Genomic DNA, 21868 nt, shown 5'->3' with positions numbered 1-21868 from the left:
ACTGCTCCGGTGATCATCAGAGCGGCGCGGGAGCGGGACCTTCCGGGATTCCTCGGGCTGGCGGCCCAGGTGGAGCACTGGTTCGGGCCGATGGTGGCCGACCCCGGCTTCACCCGGGCCGTGCGGCGGAGCATCGGCACGTCCACGGCGCTGGTCGCGGAGGACTCCTCGCGGCTGCTCGGCGCGCTCCTGTTCGGGCCCGCCCCGCCGGTCCACCACGTGCACTGGCTGGTGGTCTCGGACGGGGCGCGGGGGCGGGGCGTCGGGCGGGCGCTGCTGGCGGACGCCTTCCGCAGATGGGTCCACGGCCCGGCCACCGTCGAGGTGGTCACGTTCGGCGCGGACCACCCCGGTGCGGTGGCCGGCGGAGCGCGCGTGTTCTACGAGCGCCTCGGCTTCACCCCGGCCGAGCCGGCGGACCCCGGCCCGGAGGGCGGCTCCCGGCAGGTCTACCGCCGCCACGTCCGCTGAGCCCACCCGCAGCTCGGCCCACACGGTCTTGCGCGGCGGGGGGCCCGGCGCCGTGCCCCAGCGGTCCGCGAACGCCTCCACGAGCAGCAGCCCGCGCCCGGCGTCCGCGTCCGGGGCGGGGCGGACGCGCACCGGCAGCCGGTCGCCGCGCGTGTCGGTCACCTCGATCCGCAGCACGCCCCCGACGGCGTACATCACCAGCCGGAAGTCCCGCCCGGCGGCCCGGCCGTGCACGACGGCGTTGACGGCCAGCTCCGCGACGATCAGCGCCGCCGGGTCCATGGGCAGGCCCCAGGAGCGCAGTTGCTCCGTGGCGAGCAGCCGCGCCAGCCGGGCCCCGCGCGGGGTGGTGGACAACTGCACCCAGAAGTTCACACCCTCAGCGTGTCCGCCTCCGCCGCGTTCCGAACGTGACGGAGCGGTTGCGTAGAGTCACTGTCCGCGCGCGTCCGGTGGTGTCCGCGAGCGGGAGCCCGTACGCGACCCGGCGCGGCGCGGAGCGAGCGGGCCGGCAGCCGCGTCCCACCCCTCGCTCCGGCCGCCCCGGGCACTCCGCCCCGCCTCTCCCCTTCGGTCGTCGCCCCCTCGGCGCTGTACCTTCGTCCTCACGCGGAGGATGGAGAGTGATCGTGAGCAAGTTCGTGCGGCCGGCGGGTGAGGGGGCCGATCCGTTCGGGACGGCCCGGCTGCGGCGCGGGGTCCTCGACGCCTGGGCGACCAGTCCCGCCCGGTTCCGGGAGGACGCCAACGCCGAGGAGGACCTCGTCCTCGGCGGGTACCGGGACCGGCTCGTCGTGGAGTTGGCGCAGAACGCCGCCGACGCCGCCGCGCGGGCGGGAACGGCCGGCCGGCTGCGGCTCACCCTCCGCGACGGCGTGCTCGTGGCCGCGAACACCGGCGCCCCCCTGGACGCGACCGGCGTCGAGTCGCTGTCCACGCTGCGCGCCTCCGCGAAGCGGGAGGCCGGGGTCGCGCACGGTGCCGTCGGCCGGTTCGGCGTCGGGTTCGCCGCCGTGCTCGCCGTGACCGACGAACCGGCGATCGTCGGGCGGCACGGGGGCGTGCGCTGGTCCCTCGCCGAGGCCCGGGAGCTGGCCGGCGAGGTCGCCCGGCACAGCCCCGGCCTGGGCGACGAGGTGCGGCGCCGGGAGGGCCACGTGCCCCTGCTGCGGCTGCCCTTCGCCGCCGAGGGCACCGCTCCCGACCCCTACGACACCGCCGTGATCCTGCCCCTGCGCGACGCGGCCGCCGCCGATCTCGCCGCGCGCCTGCTCGCCGGGGTGGACGACGCCCTGCTGCTCGCCCTGCCGGGACTGACCGAGGTCGTCGTCGAGATCGAGGGGCAGGAGCCGCGCACGCTCGGCCGCCGTACCGACGGGCCCTTCACGGTCGTGGAGGACTCCCGGGACGGCGTCACCCACTGGCGTACCGCGTCCGCGCACGGCGGGCTGAGCCCCGACCTGCTCGCCGACCGGCCCGTGGAGGAACGGCTGCGCCCCCACTGGTCGGTGACCTGGGCCGTACCGGTCGACGCCTACGGCGCCCCGGCCCGCCCCCGTACCAGCCCGGTCGTGCACGCGCCCACCCCGAGCGACGAGCCGCTCGGCGTGCCGGCGCTGCTCATCGCCTCGTTCCCGCTGGACACCACCCGCCGGCACGCGGCGCCCGGCCCGCTCACCGACTTCCTGGTGCAGCGCGCGGCCGACGCCTACACCGAACTGCTCGCCGGGTGGCGGCCGGTGGGCGAGGGGATCATCGACCTCGTGCCCGGTCCGCTCGGCAAGGGCGCGCTGGACGGGGCGCTGCGGCAGGCCGTGCTGGAGCGGCTGCCGCGCACCGCCTTCCTGCCGCCGGCCGTCACGCCGAAGGCCGAGGACGAGCTGCCTCAGGCGCTGCGGCCCCGGGACGCCGAGGTCGTGGAGGGCGCCGGCGCCGACACCGTGCGGGTGCTGGCCGAGGTGCTGCCCACCCTGCTGCCGGCGGGGCTGGAGCGCCGCTCCGAGCTGCGCACCCTCGGTGTCGCCCGGCTGCCGCTCGCCGACGCCGTCGACCGGCTCGCCGGGCTGGAGAAGGAACCGCGGTGGTGGTGGCGGCTGTACGACAGCCTCGCCGGGGTCGACCCGGAGCGGCTGTCCGGGCTGCCGGTGCCGCTGGCCGACGGCAGGACCACCATCGGGCCCCGGCAGGTGCTGCTGCCCACCGCGGACGCCGCGCGGATCGATCCGGACGTGCTGGGCCGGCTCGGGCTGAAGGTCGCCCACCCGGACGCCGTCCATCCGCTGCTGGAGAAGCTGGGCGCGCTGCCCGCGACCCCCCGCGCGGTGCTCACCACCCCGCAGGTCCGGGCCGCCGTCGCCGGTTCCCTGGACGACGACGGCGCGCCGGTCTGGGAGGAGGACGCGCCGGACGCCGAGGAACTGGCGGACACCGTGCTCGCCCTGGTCCGGGACGCGGGACTGGAGCCGGGTGACGAGCCCTGGCTGGGCGCGCTCGCGCTGCCCGACGAGGACGGCGAACCGACGCCCGCCGGCGAGCTGGTGCTTCCCGGCAGCCCCTTCGCCCGGGTGGTCCGCGAGGGCGAACTGCCCTTCGTCGATGCCGCGCTGGCCGAACGGTGGGGCGAACAGCCGCTCACCGCGTGCGGGGTGCTGGCCGGCTTCGCGCTGGTCCGCGCCACCGACGTCGTCCTGGACCCGGACGAACTGGAGCCCCGGGAGGGCGACTTCGCCGAGCCCGACGACGCGGGACTGCTGGACGCCGTGGACGTGTGGTGCGAGGACGTCCTCGACCGCTTCCCGGACAGCCCGGTGCCGCCCGTGGCCACCGAACTCGTCGCCGTGCGCGACCTGGAGCTGGTGGACGACGACCACTGGCCCGAGGCACTCGCCCTGCTGGCCCGGCCGCCGCTGCGGGACGCCCTGACCCAGCCCGTGCGCGTCCTGCTGCCCGACGGCACCCACGAGACCGTACGGCCGTACACCGCGTGGTGGCTGCGCGGGCACCCGGTGCTCGACGGGCGGCGCCCGGCCGGTCTGCTCGCGGCCGGCGGCGACCCGCTGCTGCGCGGGCTGTACGACGAGGCCGACGCGACCGGGTTCGAGGACGAGCAGGTGCTGCGGGCCCTCGGGGTGCGCACCTCCGTCGGCGCGCTGCTGGACGAGCCCGGTGGCGCCGCCGAGCTGCTGGACCGGCTCGCCGACCCGGAGCGCACCGTCACACCCGCCCAACTGCACGGTCTGTACGACGCGTTGGCGGAGGTGGACCCCGAGCGGGTGACCCTGCCGGACGAGCTGCGGGCCGTGGTCGACGGGCGGGTGGAGGTGGTGGACGCCGCCTCGGCCGTCGTGGTCGACTCCCCGGACCTGCTGCCGTTCACCTCCGGGGTGCCGCTGCTGCCGGTGCGGCCCGCGCGCGCCGCCGAGCTGGCCGAGCTGTTCCAGGTGCGCCGGCTGAGCGAGTCCGTCACCGGCGAGGTGCACTCCGAGGGGACCGAGCACGAGGTGCCGGACCCGGTGCGGGTGCTGCTCGGCCCGCGGACGCCCCGGACCTACGTCGAGCACGAGGAACTCGTCGTGGACGGCGTGGAGATCGACTGGCGGCTGACCGACGACGGTGTGCTGCACGCGGCCACCCTGGAGGGGGTCGCGGCGGGCCTGGCGTGGGCGGCGGGGCAGTGGCCGCGCCGGTTCGAGGTGGCCGCGCTGCTGGAGGACCCCTCGCGGACGGAGGAGCTGGCGCGGGACCGCTGGTTCGACTGACGCCGGTGGCACAACCGGCGCCGTGCGTACGGCGTTGGGGAAAGTCCGCACGAAATTTCCACCACTGGTACAACCTTTCGCTTCGGCCCCGGGTCAGATCAGCGGAGTCACCACTCGACTCCCTGATCTGAACGTGGGGACAACACATGCGCATCCGTGCCTCTGTCGCCGTCGTGGGCGGCGCTCTGGCTCTGTCCGCCCTCGCCGTGCCGACCGCCCAGGCCGACGGCAGCCAGGGCGACACCAGGATCACCAAGGTGGTCGTGGACGGCGACAACAAGGTGCAGATCGGTACCTCCGGCGCGGTGACCGTCAAGGTCAGCGTGACCGCCACGGACAAGTCGGGCATCAAGGATGCCGAGGACGAGTTCGAGATCTACGGTCCGGACGGCGGGTACGCGACGACCGGCAAGCCCACCTGCACCAAGGTCAACGCGACCACGTCCACCTGCACCGCCTCGGTGAAGATCGACCCGAGGACGGACTACCTCACGAACAAGAGCGCCGGCACCTGGTACGTGGACGCGTGGATCAACGCGAACGACGAGGACTACCTGTGGAAGGAGAAGGCCGGTTCCTTCTCCTTCCAGCGGGCCGCCAAGCTGACCGCCGACGCCGCCCCGGAGCCGGTGAAGAAGGGCAAGACGATCACCGTCACCGGTGCCCTCACCCGCGCCGACTGGCAGTCGCTGAAGTACGGCGGCTACGGCTCGCAGTCCGTGAAGCTCCAGTTCCGCAAGAAGAGCGCCACCGGCTACACCACCGTCAAGACCGTCAAGGCCGACGCCAAGGGCAACCTGAAGACGACGGTCAAGGCGTCGGCCGACGGCTACTACCGCTACTCCTTCGCGGGCAACTCCGGCACCGCCGCGGTGAACTCCGCGGGCGACTTCATCGACGTGAAGTAACCGGCCCCGCCCGCCATCACGACCATTCGAGGACAACACATGCAGCTTCGCACCACCGTGGCCGCCGTCTCCGGCGCCCTGGCCCTCTCCGCCCTCGCCCTGCCGGCCGCGCACGCGGCGGACGGCGGCCCGTCCTACCGCGCCGACGTGGCCCGCGTCATCGCCCAGCACGCCCCGGGCAAGGCGGGCTTCGCCCTGCGCTCGGCGCCGATCGGCGACCTGGACGTGTCCTTCTCCAACTTCAAGATCGCCAAGGCGATCAAGGTGGGCACGACCAACAGGGTCTCCGCCACGGTCAGCTACACGCTGACGCACGGCACCGACGTGGACGTCAACAGCGACGCGTTCGTCACCATCCCGCTGATCTACCGCGGCTCCGTCGAGGAGGTGGAGAGCGCGTGGGGCGGCGACTACCCGGCCACCTGCGTCGAGAAGTCGGCCACCACGGCCTCCTGCAAGGGCTCGATCCAGATCGACCCGCGCGAGTCCGACCCCGAGTTCAAGCTGTACAACTCGCAGGCCGGCACCTGGCACGGCGCGGCCGTCGCGCTGGACGACGAGGCGTCCTCCGTCCAGTTCGACCTGGGCACCACCCTGCTCCAGCGCAACTCCCAGCTGACGGTCAACGCCGCCCCGGAGCCGGTGAAGAAGGGCAAGACCCTCACCGTCACGGGCAAGCTCTCCCGCGCCAACTGGGAGGACCACAAGTACCACGGCTACACCGGCCAGTCCGTGAAGCTCCAGTTCCGCAAGAAGGGCTCCAGCACCTACACCACGCTGAAGACCGTCAAGTCGGACTCCACGGGCAACCTGAAGACGACCGTCAAGGCGTCGGCGGACGGCTACTACCGCTACTCCTTCGCGGGCACCTCGACCACCCCGGCGGTCACCGCCGCGGGTGACTTCGTCGACGTGAAGTAAGCCCCCGGCCGGCCGGACCGCGGCGCATCGCCCCGCGGTCCGGCCGTCGCCGTTCCCGGACCCGCCCCGTTTCCCCCGTTCGGGTCACGCGAGGGTAATCGACAGGCCAAATCCGTCCGGGAAGCGTCTTGCCGTACAACCAATGAGGTGCTCCACGGATCTGATCGCGTGAGTCGACCGACTCCACGATCCACTTCTCCCTCCAGGGGAAACACATGCGCATCCGTGCCACCGTGGCCGCCGTCTCCGGCGCCCTGGCCCTCTCCGCCTTCGCCGTGCCCGCCGCCCACGCGGCCGCCGCGGCGCCGAACGTCACCTTCTCCAACGTGAAGGTCAAGGGCGGCAAGGCGATCACCCTCGGTCCCACCTCCACGGTCAAGGTCAAGGCGACCTACACCGTGACGCACCCCACCACCGTCGCGATGTCCAGCATCATGACCGGTCCGGTGCTCTACCTCGGCACCTCGGCGAAGGACGCCGACACCCAGGTCGTCAGCGACGACCCCGGCACCTGCACCACGGTGAACTCCACCACCGTGAACTGCTCGGCCACGATCACCCTCCCCGCCGAGGAGCTGTACAACTCCGACGCCGGCACCTGGAAGCAGGGCGGGGTCGCGGTGGACGAGAAGACCGGCGCCGAGAAGTGGCAGAACGACCTCGGCACCCTCCCGGTCCGCCGCGCCGCCAAGCTCACCGCCGACGCCACCCCGGAGCCGGTGCGGAAGGGCAAGACCCTCACCGTCACGGGCAAGCTGTCCCGCGCCAACTGGGAGGACGGCAAGTACCACGGCTACACCGGCCAGTCCGTGAAGCTCCAGTTCCGCAAGGCGGGCACCAGCACCTACACCACGCTGAAGACCGTCAAGACGGACTCCACGGGCAACCTGAGGACGACGGTCACGGCCGGCTCCGACGGCTACTACCGCTACAGCTTCGCCGGTACGTCCACCACGTCGGCCGTCAGCGCCGCGGGCGACTACGTCGACGTGCAGTAGGCGCGAGCCCCCTCCCGCCCGGCCGGCGAACCGGTCGCTCCCCTAGGGCCGGTCCGGCAGGCCCCGGTCCGGGAAGCGCCGGCCGGCCCACTTCCACAGGTACTCCAGCACCCCGCCGGCCACCGCCGCCACGCCGACCGCCGTCCACGGCATGGTCACGCCGACCAGTCGCAGCGCGAAGAAGTCCTGGAGCGCGGGGACGGCGAGGACCAGCAGGAAGGCCGCGCCCATCGCGGCCACCAGGGCCACCCGCCACCAGGTGTAGGGGCGGGCGACGATCGCCAGGACCCACATGGAGATCAGGAACAGGGTCAGGGTGGCCGCGCTGGTCTCCGCGTCCAGCGCGCCGGCGCCGGAGTAGTGGTGCCGGGCGAGCAGGTACGTCAGGAAGGTCGCCGCCCCCGCCACCACCCCGCCGGGGACGGCGTACCGCATCACCCGGCGCACGAAGTGCGGTCTGGCGCGCTCGGTGTTGGGGGCGAGGGCCAGGAAGAAGGCCGGGACGCCGATGGTGAGCGTGGACAGCAGGGTCAGGTGCCGGGGCAGGAAGGGGTACTCCACCTGCCGGCACACCACCAGCACCGCCAGCAGCACCGAGTAGACGGTCTTCACCAGGAACAGCGTCGCCACCCGCGTGATGTTCCCGATCACCCGGCGGCCCTCGGCGACCACCGAGGGCAGGCTCGTGAAGCTGTTGTCCAGCAGGACGATCTGCGCCACCGCCCGGGTGGCCTCGGAGCCGGAGCCCATGGCGACCCCGATGTCCGCGCTCTTGAGGGCCAGCACGTCGTTCACGCCGTCCCCGGTCATCGCGACCGTACGGCCACGTGACTGCAACGCGTCCACCATGTCCCGCTTCTGCTGCGGGGTGACGCGCCCGAACACCGTGCCCGAGTCCAGGGCCTCGGCCATCGCCGGCAGGTCGGCGGGCAGCCGCCGCGCGTCCACGGCCGTGCCCTCGAGACCGAGCTTCGCGGCGACGGCCCCCACCGACACCGCGTTGTCCCCGGAGAGGACCTTGGTGCGCACGTTCTGCTCGGCGAAGTAGCGCAGGGTCTCGGAGGCGTCCGGCCGCAGCCGCTGTTCGAGGACGACCAGGGCGGTGGGCCGGGCGCCCCGGGCGGGCTCGGCGTCGTCCAGGTCCCGGTGCGCGCGGGCCAGCAGCAGCACCCGCAGCCCCCGCTCGTTGAGCCGGTCGGTCTCGGCCAGGGCGGGGTCGCCGGGGGCGAGCAGCACGTCCGGGGCGCCCAGCAGCCAGGCGCTCGTCTCGCCGTCGCCCTCGCTGAACGCGGCCCCGCTGTACTTGCGGGCGGAGGAGAAGGGCAGCGACTCCACGCAGCGCCACTCCTCGCTGTCCGGAAAGGCGTCGATGATCGCCTGGAGGGAGGCGTTGGGACGTGGGTCGGACTCGCCGAGCGCGCCGAGCACCTTGCGCACGTACCCCTCGTCGGCCCCGTTCAGCGGCCGCAGCCCGGTGACGTCCATGCCGCCCTCGGTGAGGGTGCCGGTCTTGTCCAGGCAGACGGTGTCGACGCGGGCCAGGCCCTCGATCGCCGGCAGCTCCTGCACCAGGCACTGTCTGCGGCCCAGCCGGATGACGCCGATCGCGAAGGCCACGGAGGTGAGCAGCACCAGCCCCTCGGGGACCATCGGCACGATTCCGCCGACCGTGCGGGCCACGGCGTCCTTGAGGTCGTTGTTCTTGACGACGAGCTGGGTGACGACGAGCCCGACGGCGGCCGGGACCATCATCCAGGTGACGTACTTGAGGATGGTGGAGATGCCGGAGCGCAGCTCGGAGTGCACGAGCGTGAAGCGGGAGGCCTCCTCGGCGAGCTGGGCGGCGTAGGCCTCGCGGCCGACCTTGGTGGCCTGGAAGGCGCCGCCGCCCGCGACCACGAAGCTGCCGGACATGACCTGGTCGCCTGGGCGTTTGACGACGGGGTCGGCCTCACCGGTGAGCAGCGACTCGTCGATCTCCAGGCCGTCCGCCTCCGCGCACACCCCGTCGACCACGATCTTGTCGCCGGGGCCGATCTCCAGGAGGTCGTCCAGGACGATCTCGTGGGTGGCCACCGAGGTAGCCACGCCGTCGCGCCGGACCGTCGGCCGGGACTCCCCGATCACCGCGAGCGAGTCCAGGGTCTGCTTGGCCCGCCACTCCTGGACGATGCCGATGGCGGTGTTGGCGAGGATCACGAAGCCGAAGAGGCCGTCCTGGATCGGGGCGACGACCAGCATGATCAGCCAGAGCACGCCGATGATCGCGTTGAACCGGGTGAGGACGTTCGCCCGGACGATCTCCCCCAGCGAGCGGCTGCTGCGCACCGGCACGTCGTTGACCTGCCCGCGCGCGACGCGCTCCGCCACCTCGGCGGGGCCGAGCCCGGTCGGCCGGGTGGTCGGCGGCGGCACCGGACGCACCGGATCGACTTCCGCGCCCGCGCGTATGTGGCTCATGCATTCGACGGTACGTGCGGACCCGGCCGCCCGCCCACCGGCGCGCCCTCGGGCGGTGCCGACGGCGATTTCCGGCCGCTTCGCCCGCGCGCCCTGCGGACCGCCCGCCGGTCAGCGCCCGACGGCCGTGTCCGGTGCGGCGGCCCGCTTGATCGCCGCGTCCCGCTTGCGGACGTACCAGACGCCGATCAGCCCGAGGCCGCCCCCGGCCAGGCAGGTCCACAGCCACCAGGTGCGGCCGTGGTCGTCGAACCAGCCGTAGAACGGCAGCTGGACCAGGAAGAGGACGAACCACACGATCGTGCCGCCGGTGATGGTGGCGACCACGGGCCCCTCCAGGGGCTCCGGCGCCTCGTGCTTCGGGGTCCACTTAGCCATGCGCACAGCTTAAGCGCCGCCCCGGTCTACGCGCGGAGATAGCGATCTATGACTCATACGTTCATACTGAAGCCGTTTGTCTTTGACCGCTTCCGCTCGTATGAAACTCCAACGGGGCTCGGGGGAACCCCGCTGGTGATGAGGTCCCGCATGTCCACCTCGGCACCCGCCAAGGTCCCCACCCCCGAGGGGCCGGGCGGCGCTCCCGCCTTCGGCTTCCTCGACCGCTACTTCAAGATCTCCGAGCGCGGCAGCTCCGTCGCCCGCGAGGTCCGGGGCGGTCTCGCCACCTTCTTCGCGATGGCGTACATCATCGTGCTGAACCCGATCATCCTCGGCAGCGCGAAGGACATGTACGGGCACCACCTGGACAACGGCCAGCTGGTGACGGCGACGACGCTGTCGGCCGCGTTCAGCACGCTCCTGATGGGCGTCATCGGCAACGTGCCGATCGCGCTCGCCGCCGGCCTCGGCGTGAACTCGGTCGTCGCGCTCCAGCTCGCCCCGCGCATGTCCTGGCCGGACGCCATGGGCATGGTCGTCCTGGCCGGCTTCGTGGTCATGCTGCTGGTCGCCACGGGTCTGCGCGAGCGCGTGATGAACGCCGTGCCGTACGGCCTGCGCAAGGCGATCTCCATCGGTATCGGCCTGTTCATCATGCTGATCGGCCTGGTGGACTCCGGGTTCGTCACCCGGATGCCGGACGCCGCCCAGACCACCGTCCCGCTCCAGCTGGGCGTCGGCGGTCACCTCACCGGCTGGCCGGTGCTGGTCTTCGTGCTGGGCGCGCTGCTCACCTTCGCGCTGATCGTCCGCAAGGTCCCGGGCGCGATCCTGCTCTCCATCGTCGGCATGACCGTGGTGGCGATGATCATCAACGCCGTGGCCACCGTGCCGTCCTGGGGCCTGACGGTCCCGAAGTGGCCGGGCAACCCGGTCTCCACCCCCGATCTCGGGCTGGTCGGCCAGGTCAGCCTGTTCGGCGGCTTCCACAAGGTCGGCATCCTCACCGGCGTCCTGTTCGTCTTCACGGTCCTGCTGTCGTGCTTCTTCGACGCGATGGGCACGATCATGGGCATCAGCGACGAGGCGAAGCTGACCGACGCCCAGGGCTACATGCCGGGCATCAACAAGGTCCTCTTCGTGGACGGCGTCGCGGTCGCGGCGGGCGGCGCCAGCTCCGCGTCGGCCACCACCGCCTTCGTGGAGTCCACGGCGGGCGTCGGCGAGGGCGCCCGCACCGGCCTGGCGAACGTCGTCACGGGCGGCCTCTTCGCCGTCGCGCTCTTCCTCACGCCGATCGCCACGATGGTCCCCTCCCAGGCGGCCACCCCGGCGCTGCTCGCGGTGGGCTTCCTGATCCTGTCCAACTCCGTCAAGGAGATCGACTGGGCGGACTACACCATCGCCATGCCGGCGTTCGTGACGATGCTGATGATGCCGTTCACCTACTCGATCACCAACGGCATCGGCATGGGCTTCATCACCTTCACGGTGCTGCGCCTGGTCGCCGGGCGGGCCCGGGAGATCCCGGTGGCGATGTACATCGTCTCGGCCGTCTTCGCCTTCTACTACCTGATGCCGGCCCTGGGTCTCACGTGATCCCGTAGCGCATCACCCCGAAGGGGCGCCCGGACCACACGGTCCGGGCGCCCCTTCGCTTTCCACCACGCCGCGTGGCGGGCATCACGGGCGGTACGGGCCGCTCCGTTGGTCTTTAGTCAGAGTAATGAGTTACGCTAAAGAACATGCCGGACCTTACCCATGGCGACGATGCTGCCGCCGTGAACTCCCTCCGTTCCGCCGTGATGCGGCTGTCCCGTCGGCTCAAGCACCAGCGGGTGGACGAGTCGCTGAGCCCCACCGAGATGTCGGTGCTCGGCACCCTCGCCCGCTGCGGCTCCGCCACCCCGGGCGAACTGGCCCGCAAGGAGCACGTCCAGCCGCCGTCGATGACCCGCATCGTCGCGCTGCTGGAGGCCAAGGGGCTGGTCCGGCTGGAGCCGCACCCCGAGGACCGGCGCCAGAAGGTCGTCACCCAGACCGAGCAGGCCGAGGCGATGCTCGAAGAGAGCCGCCGCAAGCGCAACGCCTTCCTGGCCGGCCTGGCCGAGGGCCTGGACGAGGACGAGTGGGCCGCCCTGCGCGCCGCCGCCCCCGTGCTGGAGAAACTCGCACACCTGTAAGCGCCCCGTGGGCGAACGCACCGAAGAAGGAGGAGGCGAACTCCTTTGAGTACGGGATCCGGAACACCTTCCGCCCCCGCACCGTCCCCTACCACCACCACGTCCGTCCCGCGCAAGTCCTCGATGTTCAGCTCGCTGAGGATCCGGAACTACCGCCTCTTCTTCGCCGGCCAGGTCGTGTCCAACACGGGCACGTGGATGCAGCGCATCGCCCAGGACTGGCTGGTCCTCAGCCTCACCGGATCCTCCGCCGCCGTCGGCATCACCACCGCCCTGCAGTTCCTGCCGATGCTGCTGTTCGGCCTGTACGGCGGGGTCCTCGTGGACCGCCTGCCCAAGCGGCCCACCCTGCTGGTCACCCAGGCCGCGATGGCCGTCACCGGGCTCGCGCTCGCCGCGCTCACCCTCTCCGGGCAGGTCCAGGTCTGGCACGTCTACGTCGCCGCCTTCGCCGTCGGCCTCGCCACGGTGGTGGACAACCCGGCCCGCCAGTCCTTCGTCTCCGAGATGGTCGGCCCCGACCAGCTGCAGAACGCGGTCAGCCTGAACTCGGCGAACTTCCAGTCCGCCCGGCTCGTCGGCCCCGCCGTGGCCGGTCTGATGATCACCGGCGTGGGCACCGGCTGGGCGTTCCTCGCCAACGGCCTGTCCTTCGCCGCGCCGATCACCGGCCTGCTGCTGATGCGCGCCCGCGAACTGCACGTGGTCGAGCGCACACCGCGCGGCAAGGGCCAGCTGCGCGAGGGCCTGAACTACGTGGCCAAGCGGCCGGAGCTGATCTGGCCCATCGTCCTGGTCGGCTTCATCGGCACCTTCGGCTTCAACTTCCCGGTGTGGCTGACCGCCTACGCGGACGACGTCTTCCACGCCGGTGCCGGCGCCTACAGCCTCTTCAACACCCTGATGGCCGTCGGCTCCCTGGTCGGCGCCCTGCTGGCCGCCCGGCGCGGCACGGCCCGGCTGCGCGTGCTGATCGCCGCCGCGCTGGCCTTCGGCACGCTGGAGACCGTCGCCGCGGTCGCGCCGTCGTACTGGCTGTTCGCGCTGCTCATGGTGCCGATCGGCGTGTTCGGCCTGACGGTGAACGTCACCGCGAACACGGCCGTGCAGATGGCCACCGACCCGGCCATGCGCGGCCGGGTGATGGCCCTGTTCATGATGGTGTTCATGGGCGGTACGCCGCTCGGCGCGCCGGTGGTCGGCTGGATCACCGACACCTACGGCCCCCGGGTGGGCTTCGCGGCCGGCGGCGTCGTGTCGGCCGTCGCGGCCGGCGCGATCGGCCTGGTCCTGGCCCGCATCGGCGGCCTGCGGCTGGCGGTGGGCTGGCACCACGGCCACCCGAGCGTCCGCTTCGTCCCGCGCGAGCGGGAACAACTGGCCACAGCCGCCTGAACCCCCGGCCCGCTCGGTCCCGGAGGGCGCCGTCCGCCCCTCCGGGACTAGCCGACCCTCCGGGCCAGCACCTGGCCGGGCCAGGCGTCCGGGCCGTGGGTGTAGGGGTGCGTCGGGGTGAAGCCGTTGGCCTCGTAGTAGGCGACCAGCTTGCGGTCGTCACCGGCGTAGCAGTCCACCCGCAGCAGGCCCACGCCCGCCCGCCGGGTCGCCTCGGCGGCGTGCGCGAGCAGCGCGCTGCCCACGCCCCGGCCCTTGAAGCGGCGGTCGGAGGCGAGCCAGTGGATGTACCGCTCGGGCTCGCCGGGCGCCGGCAGATGGGACAGATAGGCGCCGGGCCCGTCGGTGAGGGTGAGGGTGGCCGCCGGCACCCCGTCGATCTCGGCGATGTACGTGGTGCCCTCGGCCATGGCCCGCTCGACGGCCCGGGCGGCCCCGGTCCCCGACAGCGGCTCGGTGCCCCACTGACGGGTGCGGCCCTGTGCCGCCAGCCACTCCACGCTGCTGTCGAGCATGTGGAGTATCGCGGGCAGGTCGTCGGGGCCGCCTTCGCGGATGGTGATCGTCACCGCCCCATCATGCCCGCCGGGGTCTGGGATCGTGAGTGCCATGAGACTCTTCGCCGCCGTACTGCTCCCGGAGGACATCGCGGACGAACTCGCCGCCGAGGTGGCCCGGCTGCGGCAACTGCCGGGCGCCGGGCGGCTGCGCTGGACGGACCGCCCCGGCTGGCACTTCACACTCGCCTTCTACGGCGAGGTGGCCGACGACGTCGTACCCGCGCTGTCGGACCGGCTGGCCGGCGCGGCCCGGCGGACGGCGCCCCTCACCCTCGCCCTCGCGGGCGGCGGCCACTTCGGCCAGGGCCGCACGCTGTGGGCGGGCGCCCGGGGGGACGTGGCGGAACTGCGGCTGCTGGCCGGGCGGGCGGAGGCGGCGGCGCGGAAGGCGGGGCTGCCGGGCGGCGAGCACCGGCGGTACCAGGCCCACCTCACGCTGGCCCGCAGCCGGCACGCGCTGGACGCACGGCCGTACGTCGACGCGCTCGCGCGGTTCGCCGGCACGGGCTGGACCGTGGCCGACCTGGCGCTGGTGCGCAGCCGCCTGCCGGCGTCCGGGGTGCCGGGGGAGCAGCCGCGCTACGAGGTGGTCGGGCGCTGGGCGCTGGGCGGCGGCGGTTAGTCTCGACTGCGTGGACCCGAAAACCCGGAACCGGATCATGGCCGGTGCGCTTGTGTTGATGTTCGTGGTGGTGGCCGTGGCGTCGGCCGTGCGGTAGGCGAGGGCGCCGGGGAACCGCTCGCCGTTCTCCGGCCGCCGGCCGGGTGCGGCCGGTCGCGCAGTTCCCCGCGCCCCCTCGGCACCTACCAGGCGAAGGCCTCCGGGGACGGGCCCGGGCCCGGGAAGATCTCGTCGAGGCCGGTCAGGAGTTCCTCGCTCAGCTCCAGCTCGACGGCCCGCAGCGCGGACTCCAGCTGCTGCGCGGTGCGTGGGCCGACGATCGGGCCGGTGACGCCGGGGCGGGCGAGCAGCCAGGCCAGGGCCACCTCGCCGGGCTCCAGCCCGTGCTTGTCGAGCAGGTCCTCGTACGCCTGGATCTGCGCGCGGGCCGCCGGGTCCTTGAGCGTGTCGGCGGCCCGGCCGGAGGCGCGGCGACCGCCCTGGACCTCCTTCTTGATGACCCCGCCGAGCAGACCGCCGTGCAGCGGCGACCACGGGATGACCCCGAGGCCGTAGTCCTGCGCGGCCGGGATGACCTCCATCTCGGCGCGCCGCTCGGCCAGGTTGTACAGGCACTGCTCGCTGACCAGCCCGATGGTGCCGGCGCGGCGGGCGGCGGCCTCGTTGGCCTGGGCGATCTTGTAGCCGGGGAAGTTGCTGGAGCCGACGTAGAGGATCTTGCCCTGCTGGACGAGGACGTCGATCGCCTGCCAGATCTCCTCGAACGGTGTGCTGCGGTCGATGTGGTGGAACTGGTAGAGGTCGATGTGGTCGGTCTGGAGCCGCTTCAGGCTGGCGTCCACCGCGCGCCGGATGTTCAGCGCGGAGAGCTTGTCGTGGTTGGGCCACACCGTGTCGCCGTCCGGGTCCATGTTGCCGTAGACCTTGGTGGCGATGACGGTCTTCTCGCGCCGTCCGCCGCCCTTGGCGAACCAGTTGCCGATGATGGACTCGGTGCGGCCCTTGTTCTCGCCCCAGCCGTACACGTTGGCGGTGTCGAGGAAGTTGATGCCCGCGTCCAGCGCCGCGTCCATGATCGCGTGGCTGTCCGCTTCGTCCGTCTGAGGGCCGAAGTTCATCGTCCCGAGGACGAGCCGGCTGACCTTGAGTCCCGTGCGTCCGAGCTGCGTGTACTCCATGGTCCACTAGCCAACGTCCTGGAGTGCGCTCTAGGCAAGGGCCACCGTGGGGACACGGGCCGGGGCGAGGTCAGTCGCGGGGGAAGCCGTCGGTCTTGAGGACGAGGTCGACCACCGTGCCGGTCAGGTCGACGTCCTCGCCGAAGGCGACCTTCGTCCGCGTGATGTAGTCGCCCTCCTTGGGCCGGCTGTAGACGTAGCACATGCCCTTGTAGGGATCCGCGATCAGGTACAGGGGGACTTCGGCGGTGGCGTAGGCGGCCTTCTTCGGGCCGTAGTCGTTCGCCGCGGTGCCCTTGGAGATGACCTCGGCGACGAATTCGACGTCCTGGTACCGCCAGTGGTCCGTGTCGTCCGTGCGCGCCGAATTCTTGAGCAGGGCGACGTCCGGGCAGAAACCGTTCCCGTGACCCGGGAAATCGATGCGGACGTCGGAGAACACCCGGATGTCCATGCCGAACCTGTCCTCCAGCGCCCGCACGATCCGGCGGATGATGATCCAGTGCGTGCCCCGCTGTGGCGTCTTGTGGACGTTGCCCCCGACGATCTCGACCCTGTATCCCTCGGGGACGGGCATGTGCTCGAGCCGCTCGAACCACTCGTCAAGGCGCTTGGTGTTGGCGTCGGCCATCTCGATCCTGTCTTCCAGGACGGTCGCTTGGCGCTCCTCCCCGGCCGCCCCACGAACAGGAGCGGCCGCGCAGTACAACGATAGGCACCGCGCCCGGGGCACACCGGATTCCAGCCGTCCTGATCATTCCTCGTACGGCTGTCCGATCTCCCACGCCTCCCACATGGCCCCCGCGAACGCCCCCGCGATCCGGTGCTCCCCGTTCGCGTTGGGATGCGTGCCGTCGTAGGTGTCGGTGTGGATGTCCCACCCCTCGGGCCGCGAGGCCAGCAGCAGCGGCGAGCGGGGCTCGTCCAGGTCGGCGACCGTCTTGGCGAGCAGGTGGTTGAACCGGTCCACCTGGCCGGCGAAGAGCGCGTCCGACGCGGCCCGGACGTTGGGTATGACGGGCAGCAGCACCATCCCTATGCGGGGGCGGGCCTCCCGCGCGCCCGCGACGAACGCCCGTACGTTCTCCGCCGTCTGCTCGGCGTCGGTGTAGAAGCCCAGGTCGATCAGGCCGAGGGAGACCAGCAGCACGTCGGCCCGGTGGGCGCGCACCGCCTCGCCGATCAGCGGCGCCATGTGCAGCCAGCCCTCGCCCCAGCCCGCCAGGTGCCCGCGGGGGAAGTCGGGTTCGGCGTAGGCGAGGGACGTCGGGGCGCCGGCCTGCTGGTCGTGGAGTGTCTCGCGCGGGCCGACGAAGGTGAAGGGGCCGCCGTACGTCTCGCACAGGTGCCGCCACAGCCGGTAACGCCATGTGTGCTCGCCCGCGCTCCCGATCGTCATGGAGTCGCCCACGGGCATGAACCTAAGCATCGGCTCATCATGGACGATGACCGGATCCGGCGGGATCGCCGGGGCCTGTGAGGCGGACCACGTCCACGGGACCCCCTCGGGGAATGGCAGGCTTGGGTCATGCGTCGATCGTTCGCCGTACTCGCCGGTGTCCTGCTCGCCGGTGCCTGCGCGCTGCCCGCCTCCGCCATCGGGACCGCCGAGGGCGCGGGGGACAAGGGGTTCACCATCAAGGATCCCCGGATAACCGAGTCCAGCGGGCTCGCCGCCTCCCGGCAGCACCCCGGCGTCTACTGGACGCACAACGACAGCGACGACGGGCCGTACCTGTACGCCGTGGACAGCGCCACCGGCCGGACCGTCGCCCGGATCACCCTGCGCGGCATCGGCTCCCCGCGCGACGTCGAGGCCGTCTCCATCGGGCCGGACAACCAGATCTACGTCGGCGACATCGGCGACAACTTCGGCGGGAAGTGGCCGTACGTGTGGATCTACCGGCTGCCCGAGCCGAAGCGGCTGACGGACCAGACGATCACGGCCACGCAGTACGTGGTGAAGTACGCGGACGGCCCGCGCGACGCCGAGTCGCTGCTCGTCCACCCGAAGACCGGGCGCGTCTACATCATCGACAAGAACGAGGAGGGCGGGCACCTGTACGAGGGCCCGGCGACCCTCTCCACGTCCGGGACGAACGTCTTCCGCCAGGTCGCGCCGGTCGGCTTGTGGGCCACCGACGCCGCCTTCTCCCCGGACGGCCGGCAACTCGCCGTGCGCGGTTACTTCGGGGGCGTCTACTACGACTGGAACGACGGCCGGATCAAGCGCCGGGGACGCTTGGACGTGCCGTTCCAGGGCCAGGGCGAGTCCATGTCGTACTCCGCCGACGGCACCAGACTGATGTACGGCAGCGAGGGCGCGGACAGCTCGGTCGAGGCGGCCGAGGCGCCCGAACGCCCGGCCGCGAACTCCCCTTCGGCGAGCGGTGGTCCGCGGGCCTCCGACGACGAGGACGGCACCCCGAGCCTGAAGGTGGGCATCGTGATCCTGGCCGTCGGGGTGGCGGCCTTCCTGGGCCTGCGCCGGCTGCGGCGCAGCTGACCGGGCGGGCGGCGGACCGGACCGGCGGCGGCCGGCCGAGGGCGGGCGGCCGACGGCCGGGAAGCGGGCAGCCGACGGCCGGGGGCGGTGTGTACCGAGGTGTGCCGCAAGTATTGACGTGCTCATGTTGATCTGGGTTACCTGTGCGGTGCGCGGCGCTTGGGAGCGCTCCCATTCAGGTTCGGCCGCCGCGCCTCCCGAGAGGAAGCGACACATGTTCCGCACCCTCCGAAGAGCGCTGTGCACCGCTGCGGCGGCGCTCCTCCTGCCTCTGACCGGGGCCTACGCGGCACAGGCGGCCGATGCGCCCACGGCCGCCGCCGCCCCCGGCGCCGGGTACTGGCACACCAGCGGCCGGCAGATCCTGGACGCGGCCGGTCAGCCGGTGCGCATCGCCGGGATCAACTGGTTCGGCTTCGAGACCAGCAACCTGGTGGTCCACGGCCTGTGGTCCCGCGACTACAAGAGCATGATCGACCAGGTGAGGTCGCTCGGCTACAACACCCTCCGGATCCCCTACAGCGACGACATCTTCAAGCCCGGCGCGACGCCGAGCGGCATCGACGTCTCCGCCGGCAAGAACGCCGACCTCCAGGGCCTGACCTCGCTCCAGGTGCTGGACCGGATCGTCGCGTACGCCGGCCAGGACGGGCTGAAGGTCATCCTGGACCGGCACCGCCCCGACTCCGCCGGGCAGTCGGCGCTCTGGTACACCGCGTCCGTCCCGGAATCGACGTGGATCGCCAACCTCAAGGCCCTCGCCGCCCGTTACCAGGGCCAGGACACGGTGATCGGCATCGACCTGCACAACGAGCCGCACGACCCGGCGTGCTGGGGCTGCGGCGACCAGGCCACCGACTGGCGGCTGGCCGCCCAGCGCGCCGGGAACGCGGTGCTGTCGGTCAACCCGGACCTGCTCGTCTTCGTCGAGGGCGTGCAGACGTACAACGGCGTGTCCGGCTGGTGGGGCGGCAACCTGATGGGCGTCGGCCAGTACCCCGTGCAGCTCAGCGTGCCGGGCCGGGTGGTCTACTCCGCCCACGACTACGCCACGAGCGTGGCCCAGCAGAGCTGGTTCGGCGACCCGTCCTTCCCGGCCAACATGCCGGGCGTCTGGGACAAGTACTGGGGTTACATCTTCAAGCAGAACATCGCCCCGGTGTGGGTCGGCGAGTTCGGCACGACGCTCCAGTCGGCCGTCGACCAGAAGTGGCTCGCCGCGCTGGCGGACTACCTGAGGCCGACGTCCACGTACGGCGCCGACTCCTTCCACTGGACGTACTGGTCCCTGAACCCCAACTCCGGGGACACCGGCGGCATCCTGAAGGACGACTGGACGACCGTCGACACGGTGAAGGACGGGTACCTGGCGGGCATCAAGGCGCCGCTGTTCCCGGGCGGCGGAGGCGGCGGCGGTGACAACGGCGGCGGAGGCGGCGGCAGCCCCGTGTGCAGCGCGGCCTACACCGTCGGCAGCGACTGGGGCGGCGGCTTCAACGCCGAGGTGAAGGTCACCAACACCGGCACGGTCGCCCTCAAGTCCTGGAAGGTCACGTGGACGTGGGGCGGGACGCAGAAGATCTCGTCCATGTGGAACGCGAGTTACACCCAGAGCGGAGCGAGCGTGACGGCCGTGAACGCGGCCCACAACGGGACGCTGGCGGCCGGGGGCTCGGCGGGCTTCGGCTTCGGCGCGACGCCGGGTGGGGCGGCGACACCCACGCTGACCTGCACGGCGGCGTGAGAAGGGGGGCGCCCGGCGCGACACCGGGCGCCCTCGTCACGCGCTGAGCGGGCAGGGCAGGTCCGGCCGGGCGCGATGGGGGGGCGCAGCCCACCAGGGCCACGGACAGGAACGCGGGCCGTTCGAGGTAGAACCCGAGCGAGACGTCGCCGCCCGACGCCAGCCGCTCGCCGGCGGAGGCGAGGAGGGCGGCGAGGCGGCCGGGGTCGCGGTACGCGCCGGCGGCGAACCGGGGCGCGTACTCGGCCAGCCGCTCCCCGAGCCAGACGGCGGCGGCCGACGGTTCGAACCAGGTCCCCTTGACGATCGAACGCGGCTTGACCAGCCAGTACGCGGTCTCCAGCGGGGGCAGGTCGGAGGTGGGGAACTCGGCGGCGGCCAGCCGGTACCGCTGGATCAGTTCCGGGCCGCCGGTGGGCGGGGGCGGCTCGGGGTGGGGCGGTCGCCGGAGGGCCTCCTCGTCGAAACGGGGCTTGGGGCCGGTCCAGAGGTAGGCGTGGTGGTGCACCCGGGTCCTCTTTCGCGTGCGGTGCGGGCCGGTTCCGCCCGTGCGCCGACGGTCCGGAACCGGCTGGGTCTGCCGGGGTGGGGCTCAGAGAGCCAGGCCGAAGCGGGCCGGGTCGATACCGGCGGCGCTCAGCTCGGTGGAGCTGAACCGCAGCGGCTCCTTGTCGGGCCGCTTGCTGTCACCGAGCGCCCAGGCGTCCGCGCCGATGCGGGCGAGGGTCACGCAGGACTCGCCGTCCGGGTGGGTGTTCCCGCCGCACGCCCTGCGGAACGAGGCGCCGCCGAGGTCGAGCGCGTACAGGTCGCTTCCGTTCACCATCGCTGTACCTTCCTGCTTCGCTGTCACGGCCGTGTCCGACCGCGGGGACGACCGTAGGGGGCGGATGGGAAGCAAGGAGGTGAATATTCTCGGTTATTCTCGTGTGGTCACTCTGGATGCATGGACATTCACTCAGAGGCACCGAGATGCTGTGCGCACCGAGCTTCGTCGACACCCAGGGGTGGTTGCGCATGGCACGCAGGTTGCGGTTCAACGGGACGGGGAGCAGTGGTGGTGGGTGCCCCTCCGTCCATGAGGACTTGGACAGCGGGGAGGTGGTTGTGCAGGGTCCTCCGCTCACGGATCCGGAGGACATCGCACAGCTCCAGCGCCTCTCGGAGGGAGAGGTTGCGATCGTGGTTCCGAGGGACCTGCTGGTCGACTGGACCCCGAAGGAGTGGACGCGTCAGGTGCGGACGATCGATCTGGACGAGTTCGGCGGACTGTTCGAGAAGTTCGAGCACACGGCGTGGCGACTGGAGACGCGCCGCCGATACGCCAGCGACGAGTCCAATGAAAACTGGCAGCAGTTCGTGGAGACGGGGCGCGCCGACTGGACGTTCGACAACCCGTACTGCAAGGCGATCCGCAAGCAGACCGACCAGGGCAAGCGCGTCGAACGCGTGCGCATTCTGGACCAGCCACCGACCATTGGGCAGCTCTATCTGCTCGACAACGCCAAGCGGAACAGCGTCATGGGTGAGGACATCCGCAACATGTGGCGTGCCGACGCGGAGCGGCTCCGACTCCCCGCCGAGGATTTCTGGCTCTTCGACAGCCGCCTCATCGCGCTGCTGCGGTTCGATGACGGCGACCAACTCACGCACGTGGACCTGATCACCGAGCCCGCCGAGGTGGTGCGCTGCTGCATGGTGCGGGATGCTGCTTGGCACCACGCCGTACCGTGGAAGCAGTTCACGGCGGAGATGCACGGCGACACGTAGGGACAAGAGCGGG

At 72.2% G+C, this 21868-nt stretch carries 19 protein-coding genes and 2 pseudogenes; 12 read left to right on the top strand and 9 right to left on the bottom strand.

The genetic code is table 11. The features are described 5' to 3' along the window. Positions 1-9 precede the first annotated feature (9 nt). Entirely contained in the window at positions 10-471 is a 462-nt protein-coding gene (locus ACZ63H_RS10055) for a GNAT family N-acetyltransferase (RefSeq protein WP_469863365.1), read from the top strand. A 6-nt stretch (positions 472-477) separates the two neighbouring features. Here the strand turns inward: ACZ63H_RS10055 and ACZ63H_RS10050 are convergent. Further along, a pseudogene (locus tag ACZ63H_RS10050) lies at positions 478-846 on the bottom strand (ATP-binding protein); the annotation flags it as partial. 254 nt (positions 847-1100) lie between these two features. Here ACZ63H_RS10050 and ACZ63H_RS10045 point away from each other — a divergent pair. From ACZ63H_RS10045 to ACZ63H_RS10030, 4 genes are all read left to right on the top strand, one after another. Beyond that, on the top strand, positions 1101-4229 hold the full coding sequence (locus ACZ63H_RS10045; RefSeq protein WP_469863363.1) for a sacsin N-terminal ATP-binding-like domain-containing protein: 3129 nt from the start codon (positions 1101-1103) through the stop codon (positions 4227-4229). A gap of 146 nt (positions 4230-4375) precedes the next feature. After that, on the top strand, positions 4376-5137 hold the full coding sequence (locus ACZ63H_RS10040; RefSeq protein WP_469863361.1) for a calcium-binding protein: 762 nt from the start codon (positions 4376-4378) through the stop codon (positions 5135-5137). 39 nt (positions 5138-5176) lie between these two features. Then, positions 5177-6058, top strand: a complete 882-nt coding sequence (locus tag ACZ63H_RS10035) for a hypothetical protein (protein WP_469863359.1) — start codon at positions 5177-5179, stop codon at positions 6056-6058. A 215-nt stretch (positions 6059-6273) separates the two neighbouring features. Then, positions 6274-7056 carry a hypothetical protein gene (locus tag ACZ63H_RS10030; protein ID WP_469863357.1) on the top strand — a complete coding sequence of 261 codons (783 nt, stop codon included), beginning with the start codon at positions 6274-6276 and terminating at the stop codon, positions 7054-7056. A 42-nt stretch (positions 7057-7098) separates the two neighbouring features. Here the strand turns inward: ACZ63H_RS10030 and ACZ63H_RS10025 are convergent, their stop codons facing one another. Both ACZ63H_RS10025 and ACZ63H_RS10020 read right to left on the bottom strand, forming a co-directional pair. After that, a complete protein-coding gene (locus tag ACZ63H_RS10025) occupies positions 7099-9516 on the bottom strand; it encodes an HAD-IC family P-type ATPase (RefSeq protein ID WP_469863355.1) in 2418 nt (805 codons plus the stop codon). A gap of 111 nt (positions 9517-9627) precedes the next feature. After that, complete coding sequence (locus tag ACZ63H_RS10020) at positions 9628-9894, bottom strand: DUF2530 domain-containing protein (protein WP_469863353.1); 267 nt, start codon at positions 9892-9894, stop codon at positions 9628-9630. Positions 9895-10044: 150 nt separating this feature from the next. Here ACZ63H_RS10020 and ACZ63H_RS10015 point away from each other — a divergent pair, with 150 nt between their 5' ends. The 3 genes from ACZ63H_RS10015 (at position 10045) to ACZ63H_RS10005 (ending at position 13475) form a co-directional block, all read left to right on the top strand. Further along, a complete protein-coding gene (locus ACZ63H_RS10015; RefSeq protein ID WP_469863351.1) occupies positions 10045-11496 on the top strand; it encodes an NCS2 family permease in 1452 nt (483 codons plus the stop codon). A 146-nt stretch (positions 11497-11642) separates the two neighbouring features. Continuing rightward, complete coding sequence (locus ACZ63H_RS10010; RefSeq protein ID WP_362189498.1) at positions 11643-12080, top strand: MarR family winged helix-turn-helix transcriptional regulator; 438 nt, start codon at positions 11643-11645, stop codon at positions 12078-12080. A gap of 45 nt (positions 12081-12125) precedes the next feature. Continuing rightward, positions 12126-13475, top strand: coding sequence for an MFS transporter (locus tag ACZ63H_RS10005; RefSeq protein WP_469863349.1), 1350 nt, complete (start codon positions 12126-12128; stop codon positions 13473-13475). 47 nt (positions 13476-13522) lie between these two features. On the opposite strand, the gene ACZ63H_RS10000 is transcribed toward ACZ63H_RS10005, so the two are convergent. Next, positions 13523-14044, bottom strand: a complete 522-nt coding sequence (locus ACZ63H_RS10000; RefSeq protein ID WP_469863347.1) for a GNAT family N-acetyltransferase — start codon at positions 14042-14044, stop codon at positions 13523-13525. Between the two features lie 40 nt (positions 14045-14084). On the opposite strand from ACZ63H_RS10000, the gene thpR reads away from it, so the two are divergent. Then, positions 14085-14657, top strand: a complete 573-nt coding sequence (gene thpR, locus ACZ63H_RS09995) for an RNA 2',3'-cyclic phosphodiesterase (RefSeq protein WP_469863345.1) — start codon at positions 14085-14087, stop codon at positions 14655-14657. A 182-nt stretch (positions 14658-14839) separates the two neighbouring features. Here the strand turns inward: thpR and ACZ63H_RS09990 are convergent, their stop codons facing one another. The 3 genes from ACZ63H_RS09990 to ACZ63H_RS09980 all read right to left on the bottom strand — a co-directional run bounded on the left by ACZ63H_RS09990 (position 14840) and on the right by ACZ63H_RS09980 (position 17264). Further along, the gene (locus ACZ63H_RS09990) at positions 14840-15835 is read right to left on the bottom strand and encodes an aldo/keto reductase (protein ID WP_469863343.1); all 996 of its coding nucleotides are present in this window, start codon (positions 15833-15835) and stop codon (positions 14840-14842) included. 70 nt (positions 15836-15905) lie between these two features. Then, on the bottom strand, positions 15906-16466 hold the full coding sequence (locus tag ACZ63H_RS09985) for a Uma2 family endonuclease (RefSeq protein WP_469863341.1): 561 nt from the start codon (positions 16464-16466) through the stop codon (positions 15906-15908). Between the two features lie 123 nt (positions 16467-16589). Further along, the gene (locus ACZ63H_RS09980) at positions 16590-17264 is read right to left on the bottom strand and encodes an SGNH/GDSL hydrolase family protein (RefSeq protein WP_469863339.1); all 675 of its coding nucleotides are present in this window, start codon (positions 17262-17264) and stop codon (positions 16590-16592) included. A 99-nt stretch (positions 17265-17363) separates the two neighbouring features. On the opposite strand from ACZ63H_RS09980, the gene ACZ63H_RS09975 reads away from it, so the two are divergent. Together ACZ63H_RS09975 and ACZ63H_RS09970 are read left to right on the top strand one after the other, a co-directional pair. Continuing rightward, positions 17364-18341 (top strand): YncE family protein, encoded by a 978-nt coding sequence (locus ACZ63H_RS09975; RefSeq protein WP_469863337.1) that lies wholly within the window; start codon positions 17364-17366, stop codon positions 18339-18341. 214 nt (positions 18342-18555) lie between these two features. After that, positions 18556-20085, top strand: a complete 1530-nt coding sequence (locus ACZ63H_RS09970; protein WP_469863335.1) for a cellulase family glycosylhydrolase — start codon at positions 18556-18558, stop codon at positions 20083-20085. A gap of 36 nt (positions 20086-20121) precedes the next feature. On the opposite strand, the pseudogene ACZ63H_RS09965 reads toward ACZ63H_RS09970, so the two are convergent. Together ACZ63H_RS09965 and ACZ63H_RS09960 are read right to left on the bottom strand one after the other, a co-directional pair. Continuing rightward, positions 20122-20593, bottom strand: a pseudogene (locus tag ACZ63H_RS09965) (hypothetical protein). 84 nt (positions 20594-20677) lie between these two features. Next, positions 20678-20911 carry a DUF397 domain-containing protein gene (locus ACZ63H_RS09960; RefSeq protein WP_469863333.1) on the bottom strand — a complete coding sequence of 78 codons (234 nt, stop codon included), beginning with the start codon at positions 20909-20911 and terminating at the stop codon, positions 20678-20680. A gap of 191 nt (positions 20912-21102) precedes the next feature. Between ACZ63H_RS09960 and ACZ63H_RS09955 the strand changes: the two genes are divergently transcribed. After that, the gene (locus ACZ63H_RS09955; RefSeq protein WP_469863331.1) at positions 21103-21855 is read left to right on the top strand and encodes a DUF6879 family protein; all 753 of its coding nucleotides are present in this window, start codon (positions 21103-21105) and stop codon (positions 21853-21855) included. Positions 21856-21868: the final 13 nt, after the last annotated feature.

The sequence above is a fragment of the Streptomyces sp. NPDC104831 genome, from assembly GCF_055583025.1.
This window is presented reverse-complemented; position numbering and strand designations above follow the sequence as displayed.

What these genes read in the sequence shown, in the direction of transcription:
- ACZ63H_RS10040 (WP_469863361.1), top strand. Translation starts at nt 4,376, where the DNA reads ATGCGCATCCGTGCCTCTGTCGCCGTCGTGGGCGGCGCTCTGGCTCTG.
- ACZ63H_RS10035 (WP_469863359.1), top strand. Translation starts at nt 5,177, where the DNA reads ATGCAGCTTCGCACCACCGTGGCCGCCGTCTCCGGCGCCCTGGCCCTC.
- ACZ63H_RS10030 (WP_469863357.1), top strand. Translation starts at nt 6,274, where the DNA reads ATGCGCATCCGTGCCACCGTGGCCGCCGTCTCCGGCGCCCTGGCCCTC.
- ACZ63H_RS10025 (WP_469863355.1), bottom strand. Translation starts at nt 9,516, where the DNA reads ATGAGCCACATACGCGCGGGCGCGGAAGTCGATCCGGTGCGTCCGGTG.
- ACZ63H_RS10020 (WP_469863353.1), bottom strand. Translation starts at nt 9,894, where the DNA reads ATGGCTAAGTGGACCCCGAAGCACGAGGCGCCGGAGCCCCTGGAGGGG.
- ACZ63H_RS10015 (WP_469863351.1), top strand. Translation starts at nt 10,045, where the DNA reads ATGTCCACCTCGGCACCCGCCAAGGTCCCCACCCCCGAGGGGCCGGGC.
- ACZ63H_RS10010 (WP_362189498.1), top strand. Translation starts at nt 11,643, where the DNA reads ATGCCGGACCTTACCCATGGCGACGATGCTGCCGCCGTGAACTCCCTC.
- thpR (WP_469863345.1), top strand. Translation starts at nt 14,085, where the DNA reads ATGAGACTCTTCGCCGCCGTACTGCTCCCGGAGGACATCGCGGACGAA.
- ACZ63H_RS09990 (WP_469863343.1), bottom strand. Translation starts at nt 15,835, where the DNA reads ATGGAGTACACGCAGCTCGGACGCACGGGACTCAAGGTCAGCCGGCTC.
- ACZ63H_RS09985 (WP_469863341.1), bottom strand. Translation starts at nt 16,466, where the DNA reads ATGGCCGACGCCAACACCAAGCGCCTTGACGAGTGGTTCGAGCGGCTC.
- ACZ63H_RS09980 (WP_469863339.1), bottom strand. Translation starts at nt 17,264, where the DNA reads ATGCTTAGGTTCATGCCCGTGGGCGACTCCATGACGATCGGGAGCGCG.
- ACZ63H_RS09975 (WP_469863337.1), top strand. Translation starts at nt 17,364, where the DNA reads ATGCGTCGATCGTTCGCCGTACTCGCCGGTGTCCTGCTCGCCGGTGCC.
- ACZ63H_RS09970 (WP_469863335.1), top strand. Translation starts at nt 18,556, where the DNA reads ATGTTCCGCACCCTCCGAAGAGCGCTGTGCACCGCTGCGGCGGCGCTC.
- ACZ63H_RS09960 (WP_469863333.1), bottom strand. Translation starts at nt 20,911, where the DNA reads ATGGTGAACGGAAGCGACCTGTACGCGCTCGACCTCGGCGGCGCCTCG.
- ACZ63H_RS09955 (WP_469863331.1), top strand. Translation starts at nt 21,103, where the DNA reads ATGGCACGCAGGTTGCGGTTCAACGGGACGGGGAGCAGTGGTGGTGGG.